The organism is Lipingzhangella halophila (genome assembly GCF_014203805.1).
Lineage (GTDB): Bacteria > Actinomycetota > Actinomycetes > Streptosporangiales > Streptosporangiaceae > Lipingzhangella > Lipingzhangella halophila.
In genome coordinates, this window is record NZ_JACHJT010000001.1 from 361243 (window position 1) to 378578 (window position 17336).

At 70.2% G+C, this 17336-nt stretch carries 16 protein-coding genes; 6 read left to right on the forward strand and 10 right to left on the reverse strand.

Features of this window, described 5'->3' with window-relative positions; translation table 11 throughout:
- Positions 1-6 precede the first annotated feature (6 nt).
- Positions 7-1473, forward strand: coding sequence for a HAMP domain-containing sensor histidine kinase (locus F4561_RS01740; RefSeq protein ID WP_184583022.1), 1467 nt, complete (start codon positions 7-9; stop codon positions 1471-1473).
- Positions 1474-2189: 716 nt separating this feature from the next.
- Here F4561_RS01740 and F4561_RS01745 read toward each other — a convergent pair.
- Positions 2190-3686 carry a S1C family serine protease gene (locus F4561_RS01745; protein WP_312885096.1) on the reverse strand — a complete coding sequence of 499 codons (1497 nt, stop codon included), beginning with the start codon at positions 3684-3686 and terminating at the stop codon, positions 2190-2192.
- Positions 3687-4243: 557 nt separating this feature from the next.
- On the opposite strand from F4561_RS01745, the gene F4561_RS01750 reads away from it, so the two are divergent.
- The gene (locus F4561_RS01750) at positions 4244-5047 is read left to right on the forward strand and encodes an SAM-dependent methyltransferase (RefSeq protein ID WP_184583026.1); all 804 of its coding nucleotides are present in this window, start codon (positions 4244-4246) and stop codon (positions 5045-5047) included.
- A 31-nt stretch (positions 5048-5078) separates the two neighbouring features.
- On the opposite strand, the gene F4561_RS01755 is transcribed toward F4561_RS01750, so the two are convergent.
- The 9 genes from F4561_RS01755 to F4561_RS01795 form a co-directional block, all read right to left on the reverse strand.
- A complete protein-coding gene (locus F4561_RS01755) occupies positions 5079-6674 on the reverse strand; it encodes a polyamine aminopropyltransferase (protein ID WP_184574111.1) in 1596 nt (531 codons plus the stop codon).
- Positions 6674-7093, reverse strand: coding sequence for a DUF350 domain-containing protein (locus F4561_RS01760; RefSeq protein WP_184574113.1), 420 nt, complete (start codon positions 7091-7093; stop codon positions 6674-6676). Before F4561_RS01760 ends, F4561_RS01755 begins: the two co-directional genes overlap by 1 nt.
- A gap of 203 nt (positions 7094-7296) precedes the next feature.
- Positions 7297-7527 carry a hypothetical protein gene (locus F4561_RS01765; RefSeq protein ID WP_184584237.1) on the reverse strand — a complete coding sequence of 77 codons (231 nt, stop codon included), beginning with the start codon at positions 7525-7527 and terminating at the stop codon, positions 7297-7299.
- Entirely contained in the window at positions 7520-8077 is a 558-nt protein-coding gene (locus tag F4561_RS01770; RefSeq protein WP_184574115.1) for a DUF2617 family protein, read from the reverse strand. Before F4561_RS01770 ends, F4561_RS01765 begins: the two co-directional genes overlap by 8 nt.
- 3 nt (positions 8078-8080) lie before the next feature.
- Positions 8081-8680, reverse strand: a complete 600-nt coding sequence (locus F4561_RS01775) for a DUF4178 domain-containing protein (protein WP_184574117.1) — start codon at positions 8678-8680, stop codon at positions 8081-8083.
- Between the two features lie 210 nt (positions 8681-8890).
- Positions 8891-9784 (reverse strand): sulfurtransferase, encoded by an 894-nt coding sequence (locus F4561_RS01780; RefSeq protein WP_184574120.1) that lies wholly within the window; start codon positions 9782-9784, stop codon positions 8891-8893.
- Between the two features lie 48 nt (positions 9785-9832).
- Entirely contained in the window at positions 9833-10258 is a 426-nt protein-coding gene (locus tag F4561_RS01785; protein ID WP_184574122.1) for a hypothetical protein, read from the reverse strand.
- Positions 10251-10616 (reverse strand): hypothetical protein, encoded by a 366-nt coding sequence (locus tag F4561_RS01790; RefSeq protein WP_184574125.1) that lies wholly within the window; start codon positions 10614-10616, stop codon positions 10251-10253. The genes F4561_RS01785 and F4561_RS01790 overlap by 8 nt, the downstream gene beginning before the upstream one ends.
- A gap of 370 nt (positions 10617-10986) precedes the next feature.
- Positions 10987-11706, reverse strand: a complete 720-nt coding sequence (locus F4561_RS01795) for an MIP/aquaporin family protein (RefSeq protein WP_184574127.1) — start codon at positions 11704-11706, stop codon at positions 10987-10989.
- A 462-nt stretch (positions 11707-12168) separates the two neighbouring features.
- On the opposite strand from F4561_RS01795, the gene F4561_RS01800 reads away from it, so the two are divergent.
- The 4 genes from F4561_RS01800 to F4561_RS01815 all read left to right on the forward strand — a co-directional run bounded on the left by F4561_RS01800 (position 12169) and on the right by F4561_RS01815 (position 17332).
- Positions 12169-13074 carry a universal stress protein gene (locus tag F4561_RS01800; RefSeq protein ID WP_184574129.1) on the forward strand — a complete coding sequence of 302 codons (906 nt, stop codon included), beginning with the start codon at positions 12169-12171 and terminating at the stop codon, positions 13072-13074.
- Between the two features lie 109 nt (positions 13075-13183).
- A complete protein-coding gene (locus F4561_RS01805; RefSeq protein WP_184574131.1) occupies positions 13184-14173 on the forward strand; it encodes an NADPH:quinone oxidoreductase family protein in 990 nt (329 codons plus the stop codon).
- Positions 14174-14220: 47 nt separating this feature from the next.
- Positions 14221-15024 (forward strand): SDR family oxidoreductase, encoded by an 804-nt coding sequence (locus F4561_RS01810; protein WP_184574133.1) that lies wholly within the window; start codon positions 14221-14223, stop codon positions 15022-15024.
- A gap of 493 nt (positions 15025-15517) precedes the next feature.
- Positions 15518-17332 carry a phosphoenolpyruvate carboxykinase (GTP) gene (locus F4561_RS01815; RefSeq protein WP_312885097.1) on the forward strand — a complete coding sequence of 605 codons (1815 nt, stop codon included), beginning with the start codon at positions 15518-15520 and terminating at the stop codon, positions 17330-17332.
- Positions 17333-17336: the final 4 nt, after the last annotated feature.

The window sequence follows — 17336 nt, forward strand, 5'->3', positions numbered from 1 at the left end:
ATCGAGATGACGGGGCGGACGCGGAACGCTACCGGGCGCAGGACGTGGTTCCCGAACCTGGCGACGTCCTGGTCCGAGCTGCGGCTGGGCACCAAGTTCGCGGTGTCGTTCGCGCTCGTGGCCGCCGCTGTCGTCGCCCTGGTGGGATCGCTCGCCTACAACACCGCGGCGTTCCTGGTGCGTGCTGACGCGCAGGAGGAGTTCGACACCACGGTAGAGAGCCTCTCCAGTGACCTGCGCAACCAGCACTACGGTGGCCCCGGCGACAGCGGCGCGCTCAGTTTTGTGCACTCGGACACGTTCGCGTTCCAAGGGCTCAAGCCCGACGGCGAGATCGCGGTTCCGGTCACCGGAAAGAACGACCCGGAGGTGCTCCCGGTCGAGGCCGAGGACCGCGAAGTGGCGGCCGAGCCCCGGTCCGGAGTCGTGCACACCCGCGAGGCCACCGCCACCAACGACGAGGAGTACCGGATCGCGACCGTGTCGATCGGGGACGGAGCCGGCGCGATCCAGGTCGGCCAGCGGTTGTCCCCGGTCGAGCAGTTGCTCGACCGGCTCGCCCTGCAGGTGTCCTGGGTCGCCCTGGTAGTGCTGGCCGGCGCCGGGCTCGCCGGGTGGCTCGTGGGCCGGCGGGTCACCGGGCGGTTGGTGCGGCTCACCGAGACCGCGGAGTACGTCAGTTCGACCGGGCGCCTTGACCTGGTCGCGCGGGACGATGGCAGCGGCGGCAAGGACGAGGTCGGCCGGCTCGGTAAGGCGTTCGACGCCATGCTGGGGCGCCTCGCCGCCGCCAGGGAGGAGCAGCACCGCCTGGTGCAGAACGCCTCACACGAACTGCGGACCCCCCTCACCAGCCTGCGCACGAACGTCAGCGTCATGCGGCGCTTCGACCGGCTCTCGCCCGAAGCCCGCGAGCGCCTGGTGGAGGACCTGCAGGGGGAGACACGCGAGCTGACCGAGTTGGTCAACGAGCTGGTGGAGCTGGCCACCGAGCGGCGCGCGAACGAGCCCTGGCAGCATGTGGCACTGCGGAAGGTCGCCGAGCACGCCGCGGAGCGCGCGCACCGGCGCACCGGTCGCGACGTTGTGGTCGACGCCGACGACACCGTCGTCTACGGCCGGCCGCAGGAGCTGGAGCGCGCGATGACCAATCCGGTGGAGAACGCGGTGAAGTTCGATCCCGAGGGCAGCACACCGATCGAGATCGCCATCCGCGAGGGGCGGGTCGAGGTTCGCGACCGCGGCCCGGGGATCGACCCCGCTGAGCTGGGGCACGTGTTCGAGCGGTTCTACCGCGCGACCTCGGCGCGCAGCCTGCCCGGTTCCGGGCTTGGGCTGTCCATGGTGCAGGACATCGCTCGGGAGCACGGGGGCGACGTCTTCGCCTACAACCGCGCGGACGGCGGCGCCGTCGTGGGGTTCGCGCTGCCGCCCTCATCGTCCCATGATGGGGACACGCCAGGGCAGTACTGAGCCACACCGCCGGATTGACATCCGTTCCCCGGGTCCCGGGGATTCCTACCACAGTGGAGCTTCGGGGGTGCTGGGATGAGCGGGCGCCCGATTTGGTGCCCATCGTTGCGCTGGGCACGTGGTGCGGCGTCCGACGAGAGCGGCGAGGACGGTGGGTGGGCCGGCCCCCGGTGGTGACGCGCCCAACGGCAGGGCGTTCGTCCGAGACGGGCCCCTCGATCGGGGCCGTGGCGTCAGATTCCGAACGAAACCCGGCGAAACGGTCACGACCGGTACGGGTTCCGCATCGAGCCTGACCGTGCGGACATGTTCAGCGCCGAGAATGACTCCTCGGACACCCTCGATGCGCCCCGCCACCGAGCGGGAGTACTGACACACCCCCGGGGCCGCTCCTGCGGGACCGGAGGAACCTCGCCGCCCCCGTTGGACACGCCACCTCCCGCCCACCGCACCGATGACCGCCACCCCGGGCCATCCGCCGTCCTCGCTGCCCTCGTTGCGTGCGCCACCATCGGGCACCAGGTGCGGCCTCGGGGCCTGGCCCCTCAACCGTCCTCGCCGCCCCCGTTGGCCGTGCAACCATCCGCGGCCAGCACCGGACGGGGGTGGCTGAGCAGGTACCCGACACCACCGTGCCCGCCTCGCATCCCCCGAGACGAGGCGGGCACGGCACCGCTGCGAGGACGAGGACGGGCGCCCTCGCGGCGGTCTCGGCGTTACTCGCCGATGCTCTCGGCCGACTGCGCGGACAGGGTCAGCGTGGCCTCCTCGGTGTCGCCCCCGCGTTCGTAGCTGACGGTGATCTTGTCGCCGGGCTGGTAGGAGCGCACCATCGCGATCAGCTTGTCCGGGTCGCTGATCTCCTCACCGTCGATCCCGGTGATGACGTCGCCCTCCTCAATGCCGGCCTGTGCCGCCGCGCCGTCCTCGGAGACCTCGACGACCTCCGCGCCACTGCCGTCTTGCGTGCCGGTGATGGTGGCCTCGATGGCGGCGTAGTCGGCCTGTCCGTCCTCGACCAACTGCTCGGCGATTGGCTGCGCCTGGTTGATCGGGATGGAGAACCCGAGGCCGATCGAGCCGGAACCGCCGCCCATCTGGTCCCCGGTGCCGGCGATGGCGGTGTTGATCGCGATGACCTCACCGTTCATGTTCATCAACGGGCCGCCGGAGTTGCCGGGGTTGATCGGCGCGTCGGCCTGGATGGCGTTGATGACCGTTGACGTCCGGGCCTGCGGTTCCGACTCCTGCTCGTCCGGTTCCTCGAACGGGAAGCCCGGGATCGGCTGCTCCTCCTCCCCGCCTTCCTGGCCCGGCTCCTGCTGTTCCACGACGCCGGTGTTCACTGGCCGGTCGAGCGCGCTGACCACGCCGGAGGTCACGGTTCCCGACAGCCCCAGGGGCGAGCCGATGGCGACGACGTCCGCGCCCACCTCGACCTTGTCGGAGTCGCCGAACACCGCCGGGGTGCGGCCGCTCTGCCCTTCGGCCTGCAGCACCGCGAGGTCCGAGACGGGGTCGGCGCCGAGGAGCTCCGCTGAGGCTTCCTCCCCGTCGTTGAACTGGACCCGTACCGCGTCCTCCTCCGCCGCCTGGGAGACGACGTGCGCGTTGGTCAGGATCTGGCCGTCGGAGCTGATGATGACGCCGCTGCCACCGCTCTGCCCGGCCTGGATGGAGACCACGCTGGGCAGTGCCGCATCGGCGACCTCGCTGACATCACCGGTGGACCTGGAGCTCGTCTGGCCCCCAAGGGAGCTGAGCGGCTGCCCGGAGCCCGTCAACTGCATGGTCAGCACGGTTGCGACCGGCCCCACGATCAGGCTGGTGACCAGCGCCGTGACGGCCGCGATGAGCAGCACCTTGCCGCGTCCCCCGCGGTTGTGGTTCCCGGGTGGCGGGACCGGTGCCGCCGCGTTGGGGGCCTGCGGTGGGGGGCCGAACCCGCCCGGCGGCCCGCCTGGGGCGTAGCCGCCAGCTCCGTACTCGCCACCGGCGTAGCCGCCACCGCCGGGCCCGCCGGGGATGTGCTGCCCCCCTTCGGGCGGCTGCGGGGCTCCCGGGGTCGCGCTGAACACCTGTGTGCCGCTGTCGGCCGCGGCCCACTGGGGCTGCGGACCTGTTGCGGGGGAGGCAGCAGCGTCGGGCTGCCCTTCCTCGCGGCCACCGCCGGTGTGGTCGGTCGCGCTCATGTGGTCCTCCGGAATCGTCACCCGCTGTGCGCTTCTTCTAGTATCTGGCTACCCATGATGCGCGCCGCGAGTAAGAACGTGGTGAGACACCGGATAGGTGGGGTTTCAAGGCTACTCGGGCACTGCGTGGCCCGCTGTCCCCACCGGGACGTTTTGGTCCGCCGCGAGCGCTATCGGCGCGTCGTCCGCGTGGGTGGAGCAATCTCAGAGGACCATTGGCGTGTGTCCTTCCACCCCTCCTCGCCTGGTCCGCCGCGTGGCCGCCCACCAACCCGAAAGCCGTCGGCCACGCGGCGCTCTTCCACGCAGGCCCGCCGAGGGGGTGGGCCTGCCGGTGCCGCCAGTGCGCGCATTGGCGCCGATTCGCACAGACGCACTATCACCCACCCAGAACACTCAATTGGTCGCAAAGCTGGTTCACGGGTGTCTCAACAGCGGTTATAGTGCAAAACGTAAAGTTGTGGAGGCCTTGCGGCACAGGGGATGTGCGCATTTCGAGCTTTGGGGGCCGCGTGTCGGATCGCGATTCCGTTGAGCGCAGCGGCAACAACCCGGCGCCCTTCCCACCCGAGCTCGACATGAGCGTTCCCACGGCCGCGCGGATATACGACGCCGCGCTCGGCGGCAAGGACAACTTCGAGGTTGACCGGCAGGCCGCGCTGCAACTGGAAGAATCCAACCCGGGAATTCTCAGCCAGGCGCAGATCAACCGGGCTTTCCTCGCCCGGGGCGTGAACCATGTGGCCCAGGCCGGGGTGCGCCAGTTTCTCGACCTGGGTTCGGGGTTGCCGACCGCTGAGAACACCCACGAGATCGCCCAGCGCACGCATCCGGACGCCCGTGTGGTCTACGTCGACCACGACCCCATCGTGCTGGCCCACGGCCGGGCGATCCTGGCCGACAACAAGACCACGTCCGTGACCACCGCCGACCTCACCGATGTCGAGAAAGTGCTCGAATCGGAGGACACCCAGCGCCTGATCGACCTCTCCGAGCCGGTGTGCCTGATGCTGGTCGGCCTGCTGCACTGTATCCCCGATGAGCAGGACCCCTTCGGGGCGATGCGGGCCTACGTCGACCGCCTGGCGCCGGGCTCCTGGCTGGTTTTCTCGGCTTTCGTCTCCGACGACGAGGGCGCGGCACGCGCGTTCACCGAGCGCGTGCACTCGATGGGAGTCACCTGGGGGCGGGTGCGCACCCCCGAGGAGGCCGCGAGGGTCTTCGAAGCGGTGGAGCTGGTATCGCCCAGTTCCGACGGCTCGTTTCCCGCGGTTCCGGTGGAGTGCTCCACCTGGCGCAACGGGGACAAACCCCCCGAGCCCCGTCCCGCTGACCCCGAAACCCTGATCTGGGAGACCTCCGGGGTCGCCGTCAAGCGCTGAGCACCCGCCGGTGGCAGGTGGGGGGCGCTGGTCAGTACCCCTGCCAGCCTCGCTGGTGGTAGCTGATGATGTGCGGATGCAACAGGCTGGAGGCCTGAGGGGCGTCTTCGGGACGGCGGTCCTTGGGGAAGACCTCCGCGGCGCGCAGCACCCCGCGGTCGAGGAACCGGAGGTTCGGACGGTCCTCGGCCAGCGTGAGCTCGGGGGCGCCGTCGGCGGAGGCGAGGAAGAACCCCCAGTTGCCGAAGCTCGGTACGTCCACGTTGTAGGGAGTGTTGGCCAGGCCCGCCTCCTCGAGCGTGTTGCCCACACTCCAGTAGGCCTCCGGGGCGAAGTACGGTGAGCCGCCCTGGATGGCGGTGCGCCCGCCGGGGGCCAGGGCCGCACGCAGCAGCGTGTAGAACTCCACGGTGTACAGCTTGGCGGTGGCGACGTCCTGGCCGTCGGGGAGGTCGCCGATGACGACGTCGAACCGTTGCCCGTTCTCGCGCAGCCAGTTGAACGCGTCGGCGTTGACCACGTCGACCCGGGGGTCGCGCAGCGCGTCGTCGTTCAGGTCCCGCATGGTCGGGTCGGTCCGGGCGAGCTTGACGACTTCGGGGTCCAGGTCCACGAGCGTGACGCTGGAAACGTCGTCGTAGCGCAGGATTTCCCGGAGCGCCAGGCCGTCGCCCCCGCCGAGCAGCAGCACGTTCGCGTGCTCGCCGGTCATGGCCGGGTGTACCAGCGACTCGTGGTAGCGGTACTCGTCGCGGGAGGAGAACTGGAGGTCGCCGTTCAGGAAGAGGCGCACATCCTGGCCGTCGAGCGACTCGGTGACCACGATCTCCTGGTAGTCCGTGCGTTCCGCGTGCACGACCGGGTCGCGGTAGAGCGCCTGGCGCGCGCTCAGCTCGAACCGGTCAGAGGCGAACAGGGTCAGCGCGAGCAGTACGAGGATCACGGTCAGACCGCCGCTCAGCAGTAGCCGCGTCCAGGAGGCCAGGTCCGTGCGGAACAGCCACAGCACAACCGCGACACCCACGACGGCGTTGAGCGCGCCCACCATGAGGGCGCCCTTCGGCAGCCCGAACAGCGGCAGCAGCAGGAACGGGAACGCCAGCCCGCCGATGAGGCCGCCCACATAGTCGGCGGCGAACAGGTCGGCGACCGCGCTGGACGCGTCCTGCCTGCGGATGCGCTGGATCAGGGTCATCAGCAGCGGGATCTCCGCTCCGATAAGCGCACCTATCGTGAACGCCAGGAGCACCAGCGCCGGTACGTACAGCGAGAACCACGCGAACGCCGCGTACAGCAACAGCACCGACAGGCCGCCGATGAGCGACAGCAGCCCCTCGATCACCGCGAACGCCAGCGCCGGCCGTGCCTGCAGCCGCTTGGACGCCAGGGAGCCGACGCCCATCGCGAACACCATGACACTCAGCACGACCGAGGCCTGGGTGATGGTGTTGCCGAGCAGGTAGCTGCCGATCGCGACCAGCGCCAGCTCGTAGACGAGACCGCACGCGGCGCAGATGAAGACCGCGATCAGCACGAGGACGCGGGCCAGCCGCGGCGGGACGGGGAGGCGCGGTCCGGCCCGGCCCGCCCGGCGCGCCTCATCGGGGGCGGCGACCGGTTCGGACATCAGGAGATCGCCGCTGCGATGACCAGCGCCACCGCGATGTGCGCGGACGCGTTCACCCAGGCGGCGGGGTGCAGTTGGGTACCGCTGAGGACGATGCCCAGCTTTGCGGGGGTCAGCAGATCGATGAGCAGGAACGACGCGGTCATCATGAGCACGCCGACCACCCCGTAGGCCACGGTGGTCACCAGCCCCATGGCCAGGCCCTCCTCGCTCGCGAAGATCGCCGTGACAACGACGATCGCCACGCCGAGGGTGTTGGCCGAGACGATGAGGCTGGCGTTGCGGTTCTGCTCCTCCCAGATGAGCCGGTGCAGCCGGCCCGGGGTGATGAGGTCCACCAGCAGGTAGCCCAGGACCATGACCAGCATGCCAGCGATGCCGTAGGCGAGCGCCGCGCCGGAGTTCAGCAGGATGTCCATGTTCTCGTCTTCTCGCTTGTTCGTTGGTGCGGGGGAAGGGGGATTCGGTTGTCAGGGGAAGGCCCGCCCATGATGCCGGCCGCGGCGCCACAACGTCGGCGACCGGGTGTGGAGAGGACAGCCTCGCCGGGTGGCGGGCTCCGCGGCCGGCGCCGGACAGACCAGGGGATGCCGCCGCCTCCGGCTACCCGCGCGACCGAGGGTTACTTGCCGAAACCGGGGCCGCCGCCCCGGTTGTCGCTTCCGACACCGGAGTCGGTGCTGCCACTCGTGCCGCCACCGCCCAGGAAGAAGAAGAGCCCGCCCCCGCCTCCACTGCCGTCGTTCTCGTCGGCGGCGCTGCTGGAACAGCTCGCGATCACCAGGAAGAACACCACGACGATGACCACGCCCGTGATCATCCGCCGCTGGTCCTCGGTCATTTTCTTATCCATGGGCTCGTCCTCGGGTTGCGGAGTGGGTCTGCCGGAGCGCCACCGAGGTCGTGGTGGTGACCAGTTCGCCGCTCTGCGGGTAGGAGTGCCAGGTGCGCCAGCCAAGCGGCGCGCGCCGTCCCGGGGCCGTGACCGCCATGGCGGTCACGGCGAGGGGATCCCCCGGGAACGTGGCGAGCAGGCCGTTCGGGTGTTCGTCGACCTCGCGGGTCAGGTGGGACACCCGCGCACCGAGCTCGCCGGGGGTGAGCACCTCGACGGTGGACGTGAACAGGTACTCGGCGGCCGCGGGAACCTGGGCGGCGGTCCGCCGCGGCAGGGCCCCCTCCTCGCCGGGCAGGCAGGCCACGGTCTCCAGCAGGCGGCCCGGCCCGCCGCCGTGTGTTTCCGCCCGCACCTGGTGGGAGGCGCCGAGCACGCGCAGCTCGACGCGGGCGGCGCCGACGCGCACGGTCCGCGTCGCGAGCGGCTCAATCGGCGGGTGGTCGAGTGTCCAGGTGAGATCGGCGGCACGGGTGTCGACGAACGGCGCGCGGAGGCCGGCGCGCATTGGTCAGCCTCCCGGATAGATCGTGAAGCTGCCGTTGGGCACCGTGGTTCCCGTGGCGACCTCCCAACGGCCGTGGTCGAACCGTTCGAACGTCAGATGGGTTCCGGCGGGCCCTTCGTAGTCGACGTAGTCCATCCCGCCCTGGGCCTGCAGCCCGGTGGTTCCCTCGGAGCGGTACGAGGCGGAGCCGCGCTCGGCGAGCCGGTACCGCGCTCCCTCGAACTCGATGGTGTCGCTGTGCGGAGTGAGGTCGAGCTCTGGGCGGCCGCTCCAGAGCGCCATCTGGATGTCGGGGTCGGCCTCGACGGAGAGCCAGCGCTTGCCGTCGCCGAGCTCCAGGAAGTGCTCGGCCCACACGTACCCGCCCTCGGACAGCCGGAGCGTGCCGCGGATCCAGGTGCGCTCGGTGCCGAAGTCCAGCATGTCACCGGCCTTGAGGGTGCGGGGGTCGCCCTGCGTTTCGTGTGCCTGGGCGAACGGGTCCTGCGGGGTGGGCGGCGGCGGGGTCTTGGTGGGGGCGGATGGGCGGTTCGAACGCCAGAGGTAGATCACGAGGGCAATCAGGCCCCCAATGACCAGCAGCAACAGCAGTTCCACTGGCACGCCTCACTTCGCGATGGCTCAACCGCGCGATCCCGCGGATCCACGACAACCCGTGTCGGCGTTTCGACACTACCGACAACTCCCCGCGTGCGGGACACCCGGGCCGATACCGGTCACCGGGGAACGCGTAGCGAGGCCGCACGCGGCCGAGGAGGCAGCGGCGGGCCGGGTTCCCGGCAGGTTCCCGTTCGAGTGGGCCGGTGGCCGCTGTCAGGTGGTCCCTGGCCCGGTGCTCTCCGACTCCGCCTGACCGGTCTCGACGGGAAGATCCGGTGTGGCGGCCCACGCTCCCCACGAGCCGGGGTAGAGGCGGGTGCCGGTGAACCCGGCGCGCTCCAGGGCGAGCAGGTCGAGGCAGGAGGTGACACCGGAGCCGCAGTAGGCCGTGACGGAGCGCGCGGTGTCGGCGCCGAGCGCGGTGTAGTGCTGACGCAGCACATCGGGCGCCGCGAGGTGGCCCGCGTCGGTGAGGTTGCGCTGCCACGGGGCACTGCGCGCGCCGGGGATGTGCCCGGGTTGGGGGTCGACGGGAGCGGGGGACTCGCCCGTGTAGCGCTCGCGCGCCCGCGCGTCGAGCAGCACATGGGCGGGGTCGCCGAGCCCCGCCCGCACGGTGTCGGAGTCCGCGATGCGGTCGCTGGGCCAGGGGATCGGGGTCCGCTTGCGGGGCCGCAGGATCACCTGGCCGGTCTCCAATGGGCCAGTCCACGCCTGGAGGCCGCCGTCGAGCAGAGCCGCGGGCGAGCCGAGCACGCGCAGCATCCAGACCAGCCGCGCCGCCGTTGAGCCTCCGGAGTCGTCGTAGGCGATGACGGTGGTGTCGTCGCCGATCCCGAGATCGCCGAGTGCGGTGGCGAACTCCTCCGGATCGGGCAACGGGTGGCGCCCGCCGCTGGCAGTCCCGGGGCCCGCGAGGTCGGTGTCCATGTCGACGAACACCGCGTCGGGCAGGTGGCCCGCGACGTAGGCGGCGTGCCCGGAGCGGCCGTCGAGGTACCAGCGAACGTCGGCCAGTACCACGGAGGCCCCGAGGTCCTGGTGCTCGTTCAGCCATTCGGCGGTCACGGCCACCGGTAGCGGGGCGGAGGGCTCGTGCTTTGCCATGTCCGTCAGGCTATCCCAGCGGCACCTGGCCGGTCAGGAAGTTTCGGCTCAGACCGTGCCGGTTTCCGCGTTGCGGTGCGGCCGCTTGACGTGCCGCAGCCACAACAGGCCCACCACCGGTAGGAACAACGGGATGTACAGGTAGCCGCTGCCGAATCGGGACCACACGGTGTCGTCGGGGAAGGCTGCCGGATCCGCGATGCTGAACCCGCCCACGAGCAGCACCCCGATCAGCTCCACGGTGCACGAGACCACGGCTACGCGGTGCGAGGTGCGGTCGCTGCGGGCGATGCCCACCGTGGCGACGATGTAGATGACGCCGGCCAGCGCCGAGAGGAGGTAGGCGAGCGGTGCCTCCTCGAAACGGGTGGCGATCTGCACGGTGGCGCGGGCGGTGGCGGCCAGCGCGAAGACGGCGTAGACCGCGACCAGGACCCGGCCCGGGCCGCTGCGAGTGGCGGGCAGCTCAGCCAAGTGTCGGGTTCCAGGTCTGTTCGAGCCGGACCATCAGGACCGGCAGGATGAGACAGGCGAACGCGATCACCGCGGGACCCCAGCGGCTGCGTTCCACGAACCCCCACACCGCGCATGCGGGTGGGACCAGGATGACGGTGGCCAGGTAGGCGACGAACACTACGGTCTCAGCGGGCCGCGCACCATTGACCAGCTGCACGGTCGAGACCACGCCCTGCCCGAGGAGCAGCAGCCAGAGGACCCCGATACCAATGAGGTGCGGGACGACCATGGGCTGGTTCCGGAACACCGAGACCAGGCACCACGCCGCCATGGCCAGCGAGGCGTACTGGATGGTGGCGGTCAATCCCTCGACCACGAGAACCTCCGCCCTGAGTCTGGACCACGCGCACCACCTGATCGGGCGCCCGGCGCGCCTGATGGACCGCTTTTCACTACGTAATGTAGTACAGCCGTGGGCCGGGGGAAATCCGGCCCCGGCGGTGCGCATGGCCCGGGGATCGCGCACCGTGCAAGGCCGGTTTCCGCGGCGTCGGCGAGACGGGCTAGGCCCTGTTTTTCGAACCAAGTGGCCGTCTGGGTCGGGCGCCGCCGGGGTTCTGGAGGGTCCGTAGGTGGGGCGTCCGCGACCGGCGGAGCCGACCGGGGCGGCACACCGGAGGCGCCCGAAGGTTCCCGGCTTCCAGGCGCCCGACCCGGCGAGCGGCAGCGGGCCCAAAAAACACTGCCTAAGCCATGTCCTGGACGAGCGTGCCGAGTACACCGCCGATGGCTCCACCGATCAGCGGGGCGACGATGGGGATCCAGGCGTACCCCCAATCCGAGGAGCCCTTGCCCTTGATCGGCAGCAACTGGTGCATGATGCGGGGGCCCAGGTCACGGGCGGGGTTGATCGCGTAGCCGGTGGGGCCACCGAGCGAGAGGCCGATACCGGTGACCGTCAGCGCCACGATCAGCACGCCCATCCCGGACAGCGCCAGCGCCTCGTTCTGGCCAGTCGCCACCACCATGAAGAGCAGGGCAGCGGTAGCGATGATCTCGGTGGCGGCGCTCATCCATGGATTGCGCACCTCGGGCTCGGTGGAGAAAATTCCCAGGAATGGCCCCTGCGAGGCACGGAACTGTCCCAGGAACGCCAGCCAGGCCAACCCGGATCCAGCCATCGCGCCGAGCAGTTGCGCGGCGAAATAGATGTGTACGTTCGACCAGTCGCCGCTCGAAGCGGCCAGGCCGAATGTTACGGCAGGGTTGATATGCCCACCCGAGAGGGGGAGGCAGAAATAGGCTCCGGCCATAACGCCGAAACCCCAACCGAACGATATGAGGACCCAGCCGGACCCCTGCGCCTTGCTCTTGTCCAGCAGGTGAGAGGCCACGCAGCCACACCCGAACAGCAGCAGGAGCATCGTTCCGAAGAACTCGCCCACGAAGATCGACGCCGGTGTCACCAGGTCCTCCGTTCACGCGTGTGAAGTAGGGATCGCTTACCCGCTTTGGAAGCCTTTTATGATACCGGCAGGGCGTTCCACGCGGTTTGCGATTTGTGGCCGATCGCTGGGAGGAAATGGGCTGCCCAGGCGTTTCCCGGGATTTCGCGAGGGTATCCTCGGGTGCGCGAAAAACGCCCGGCGGTGATTGTGCCGCTGGCGATTACCACCTAGGATGCGCGCTTTGAACCGCATTGCCGAGTTCCGTGCCGGGCGCGCCGCCGCGGCCAGCCGCCGCCGGCGGTGACCAAGTGAACGCGGCACGTGCGACTTAGGCCGGAGCACTGGGGAACGATCGGCATTGGGAGCGAGCTGCGGCCCCGCGAGTTCCGGCCGCCCGCAGGCACGCGACCATGGCGCGGGCCGGGCAGCCGCCCTGAGCCGAATGCGCACCAGTGGCCAACGAAGGGGAGCGAAACCGAGATGGACAGCGCGTCCGATCGACGCTGGGTGGTCGTCGGCGTGGATGGCTCCGACTCAAGCCGGTACGCCCTTGAGTGGTCCGCTCACCAGGCCTTTCTTCGCGACCTGGGTGTTCGGATCGTCACCGCGGTGCTACCCGCTGAGTCGCACGGCCCGTTCAGCGGTCTCGTGCGGTCCAGCGCGAGTGTGCCGGGGCCGAGCGAGGCCGAGGCGCGGGCGCTGCTGGAGTACGCGCGCGACTGGCTCCGCCGGATCTTCCCCGATCTTGTGGTCGAGACCCAGCTCGCGGAGCAACGCGCGGCCGAGGCGCTGCTCTCGGAAGCGTCGCGGCCCGACACCGCGGCCGTTGTTGTCGGCTCGCGCGGCCTGGGGGGTCTGGCGGCGGCGTTCGTCGGGTCGGTGGGAGTCGAGCTGGCCGCGCACTCCCCGGTCCCCGTTGTGGTGCTGCCGAAGACGCACGAGGCGGCCGAGGGGGTCAAGGGGCGGATCGTCGCCGGCATCGACGGTTCCGATCCCGGACGCCGTGCCGCCGAGTTCGCGTTCTCCCAGGCGGCCAAGCAGGGCACCGAGGTGGTCGCGGTATGCGCCTGGCAACCCATGGCGACGTTCGGCTCGTCCATCGGGCCGGTCCCGCCCGAGGTGTTCGACGACGAGGCCGTGGAGGAGGCGACGCGGCGGCTGCTCGACTCCGAGCTGGTCGAACTGCAGAGCGGGCACCCTGAAGTGCTGGTGGAGCGCCGCGTGGTCCGGGCGCATCCGGTCGTGGCGCTGCTGGAGGAGAGCACCCCGGCGGACCTGGTCGTGGTGGGAACCCGGGGCCGGGGCGGGTTCGCCGGACTACTGCTCGGTTCGGTCAGCCAGTCCGTACTGCACGGTGCGCACGGGCCGGTGGCCGTGGTGCGCTGACCGCGGCCACCCGCCGGGAGCGATTCCGGGCGGAGCGACCCCCTCACTGCGCGCGGGCCGGGGTGTTACGATCTACCGACCGGTTGGTATCCCAGTTACGGAGGCGAAAGTGCGCGCGTTCCGGGTCCACGAAATGGGCGAGCCAGGCGAGGTGCTGCGGTACGAGACGGTGGAGCCTCCGGAGCCGGGGCCTGGCCAGGTGCTGGTGCAGGTCCGCGCCGCCGCGGTGAACTTCCCCGACGCTCTGCTGTGCCGGGGCACGTATCAGGCCAAGCCGCCGCTGCCGTTCACCCCCGGCCTTGAGCTGTGCGCGGAGGTGGTCGGGACCGGCGAGGGCGTCGCCGGTCACGCGGTCGGCGACCGCGTGCTCGGGAGCACGGAGCTGCCCACGGGCGGGTTCGCGGAGTACGCGCTGATGAACGAGGGCGCCGCGTTCCCCGCGCCGGCCTCGCTCAGCGATGACGAGGCGGCCTCACTGTTCATCGGCTACCAGACCGGCTGGTTCGCGCTGCATCGGCGGGCCTCTCTGCAGCCCGGTGAGACTGTCCTGGTGCACGCCGCGGCTGGTGGGGTTGGCAGTGCCGCGATCCAGCTCGCCAAGGCCGCCGGGGCCCGAGTCATCGGCGTCGTCGGTGGCCCGGAGAAGGCGAAGGCGGCCACCGAGCTTGGCGCGGATGTGGTCGTGGACCGCAACACTGAGGACTTCGTCGCGGTGACCAAGGAGCTGACCGATGGCCGCGGCGCTGACGTGGTGTTCGACCCGGTCGGCGGTGACTCCTTCAAGCGTTCCACCAAGTGCGTCGCCTTCGAAGGGCGCATCGTCATCATCGGCTTCGCGAGCGGCACCATCCCCGAACCGGCCCTGAACCACGCGCTGATCAAGAACTACTCACTGGTGGGCCTGCACTGGGGGCTGTACCGGCAGCGTGCGCCCGAGGTCATCGGGCAGGCGCACACCCGACTGGTCGAGCTCGCCGACCAGGGGCTCGTCAAGCCGCTGGTGAGCGAGCGGGTCGGGCCCGACGGGCTGGCGGACGGCGTCCAGCGCCTCGCCGACGGAGCGACGGTAGGCCGTCTGGTGTACGCGCCCGCCTCCTGATCCCTCCGGTTCCTCCCCCACCCGACGACACCCCGAAGGAGTCGCACATGGCCCAACCGTTCTCCACTCCCGACACGACCATCGTCGTCACCGGCGGGGCCCGGGGAATCGGGCGCGCGATGGCCGACCGGTTCCTGCGCGGCGGCGCGGCCCGGGTCGTGGTCGCTGACCGCGACGCGGACCAGGCCCAGAGCGCGGCCGACGAGCTGGGTGAGCGCGCGCACCCGATGGCCCTGGACGTCACGGACGAGGCCGCCGTCGCCGCGGCGGTCGCCCGGGTCGAGGAGGAGCACGGCCCCATCGATCTGTGGTGCTCCAACGCCGGGGTCGGCGCGGGCGCCGACTTGGGCGACGACGACTCCTGGGACGTCTCGTGGCGGGTGCACGTCCTCGCGCACGTCTACGCCGCCCGGGCGCTGGCCCCTCGGATGGCCGAGCGCGGGCGTGGCCACATCCTGCTCACCTCCTCAGCCGCTGGCCTGCTCAGCAACCTCAGCAGCGCGCCCTACTCGGTGACCAAGCACGGCACAGTCGCGCTCGCCGAGTGGCTGGCGATCCGGCACGGTGACGAGGGGATCGGGGTCTCCTGCCTGTGCCCCCAAGGCGTGAACACGGCGATGACAGCGGGGGACGGCAAGGCGTCGGGGACCCGCCTCGGCGGGGCCTATCTGGAGCCGGAGGACGTCGCGGACTCGGTTGTCGAGGCCCTGGGCGAGGGGCGTTTCCTGGTCCTGCCGCACCCCGAGGTGGCCACGTACGAGCTGCGCAGGGCGGAGGACCGCGACCGCTGGATCGGGGGCATGCGCCGTGCGTGGTCCAAGATCCGCAGCGCGGCGAGCCCGCAGGGCTGATTCCGGTTCCTCGGCGGTCTTGAGCGTTCCGTTCCTCCGCAGCGCCATGAAGGAACGGAACGCTCAAGATCAGCACAACACTCGTCGCGCGCCTGGCGCAGGGTGAAACGCCGTGTGGCACCGGTGACTGATTCATTCCTTACTGTCCGATTGTGGGGGATATCACGTAGCACCGCGACGGCGCGAACGAACCATGGGACGCCCCGGCGGAAACACCGGTCAGATCTCCGTTTTGCAGGAGGTCACCCGTCAATTGCGCGGAACGCGGCAGATCGCGGCGCATGGGAGGGAGGGCGCCCGCGCGGCCGTCCGGGGAAACGCCCGAGGGTCGGGTCCCCCTCTTCCGCCTGGCGGGCTGGCCGGTACTGTCGAGATCAACGCAGTGGACACGCCCCAATAGACCATTGGTCTAAACCACCTGTCCAGACCAACTGGCTTTTGTCGGGGATTGTCGTCCATGATGCGGGACATCGTCAGTCTGGGAGGAGCCGCTGTGTCTGACCTGGTACCGGATAAAGGTATCGCCCCTACTAGCCACCAACCCCTGATCGACTGGGTGCGCGGGATCGCGGACTTGACCCTGCCCGACGAGGTTGTCTGGTGCGACGGTACCGAGGCCGAATGGGAGCGCCTGACCAGTCTTCTCGTGGAACAGGGCACCTTCACGCGACTCAACCCCGATATCCGTCCGAACAGCTTCCACTGCAGGTCCGACCCGGATGACGTGGCCCGGGTCGAGGACCGGACGTTCATCTGCTCCGAGCGTGAGCGGGACGCGGGCCCCACCAACAACTGGATCGACCCCGCCGAGATGCGCGCGACGTTCGGCGAGCTGTTCCACGGCTGCATGCGGGGCCGCACCATGTACGTGGTCCCGTTCTGCATGGGTCCCCTGGGTGGGAACATCTCCCAGCTCGGGGTGGAGATCACCGACTCCCCGTACGTGGTGGTCTCGATGCGGATCATGGCCCGAATGGGCGAGCCGGCCCTGCGGCTGATCGAGGAGCGCGGATCGTTCGTGAAGGCCGTGCACTCTGTCGGTGCTCCCCTGAGCCCCGGCCAGGCCGACGTGCCGTGGCCGTGCAACAGCACCAAGTACATCTCGCACTTCCCGGAGACCCGGGAGATCTGGTCCTACGGCTCCGGCTACGGCGGCAACGCGCTTCTCGGCAAGAAGTGCTACGCGCTGCGCATCGCCTCCGTCATGGCGCGCGACGAGGGCTGGATGGCCGAGCACATGCTCATCCTCAAGGTGACGCCGCCCGAGGGTGAGCCCCGCTACGTCGCGGCCGCGTTCCCGAGCGCGTGCGGCAAGACGAACCTCGCCATGCTCTCGCCCACCATCCCCGGATGGAAGGTCGAGACGGTCGGCGACGACATCGCGTGGATGCGCTTCGGCGAGGACGGCCGGCTGCGCGCCATCAACCCCGAGGCAGGCTTCTTCGGGGTCGCCCCCGGCACCGGCGTTTCGACCAACGCCAACGCCATCGAGACCCTGTGGGGCAACAGCATCTTCACCAACGTTGCCCTCACCGAGGACGGCGACGTCTGGTGGGAGGGCCTGACGGACGAGCCGCCGGCGCGGCTGACCGACTGGAAGGGCCGCCCCTGGACACCCGACTCCGCCGAACCGGCCGCCCACCCCAACGCCCGGTTCACCACCCCGGCCGGCCAGGCGCCCACCATGGCGCCCGAGTGGGAGGACCCCGAGGGCGTGCCGATCTCCGCGATCCTCTTCGGCGGCCGGCGCGCGAGCGCGGTTCCGCTGGTCACAGAGTCGTTCGACTGGCAGCACGGCGTGTTCCTGGGCGCCAACGTCGCCTCGGAGAAGACCGCGGCGGCCGAGGGCACGGTCGGTGAGCTGCGTCGCGACCCCTTCGCGATGCTGCCGTTCTGCGGCTACAACATGGGGGACTACTTCAGCCACTGGCTCGAAATCGGCAAGGCGACCGACGAGGCCAAACTGCCCAAGATCTTCTACGTGAACTGGTTCCGCAAGGACGAGACCGGCCGCATCGTCTGGCCCGGTTTCGGCGAGAACAGCCGCGTCCTGAAGTGGATCGTGGAGCGGCTGAACGGCAAGGCCGCGGCGGAGCCGACCCCGATCGGCAACCTGCCGGCCAAGGGCACCCTGGACACCGAGGGGCTCACGATCGACGAGGCGGACATGGACTTCCTGCTCTCCGTCGACCGCGACACCTGGCAGGAGGAGGCCGCGCTGATGCCCGAGTTCTTCAAGACCTTCGGGGACCAACTGCCCGCCGAGCTCTGGGACGAGTACAACGCCCTGCTCCAGCGTCTGGAGTAGGCCG

Coding starts and splice junctions, on each gene's coding strand:
- F4561_RS01750 (WP_184583026.1), top strand. CDS start 4,244: ATGAGCGTTCCCACGGCCGCGCGGATATACGACGCCGCGCTCGGCGGC.
- F4561_RS01780 (WP_184574120.1), bottom strand. CDS start 9,784: ATGGCAAAGCACGAGCCCTCCGCCCCGCTACCGGTGGCCGTGACCGCC.
- F4561_RS01755 (WP_184574111.1), bottom strand. CDS start 6,674: ATGTCCGAACCGGTCGCCGCCCCCGATGAGGCGCGCCGGGCGGGCCGG.
- F4561_RS01800 (WP_184574129.1), top strand. CDS start 12,169: ATGGACAGCGCGTCCGATCGACGCTGGGTGGTCGTCGGCGTGGATGGC.
- F4561_RS01740 (WP_184583022.1), top strand. CDS start 7: ATGACGGGGCGGACGCGGAACGCTACCGGGCGCAGGACGTGGTTCCCG.
- F4561_RS01770 (WP_184574115.1), bottom strand. CDS start 8,077: ATGCGCGCCGGCCTCCGCGCGCCGTTCGTCGACACCCGTGCCGCCGAT.
- F4561_RS01810 (WP_184574133.1), top strand. CDS start 14,221: ATGGCCCAACCGTTCTCCACTCCCGACACGACCATCGTCGTCACCGGC.
- F4561_RS01760 (WP_184574113.1), bottom strand. CDS start 7,093: ATGGACATCCTGCTGAACTCCGGCGCGGCGCTCGCCTACGGCATCGCT.
- F4561_RS01765 (WP_184584237.1), bottom strand. CDS start 7,527: ATGGATAAGAAAATGACCGAGGACCAGCGGCGGATGATCACGGGCGTG.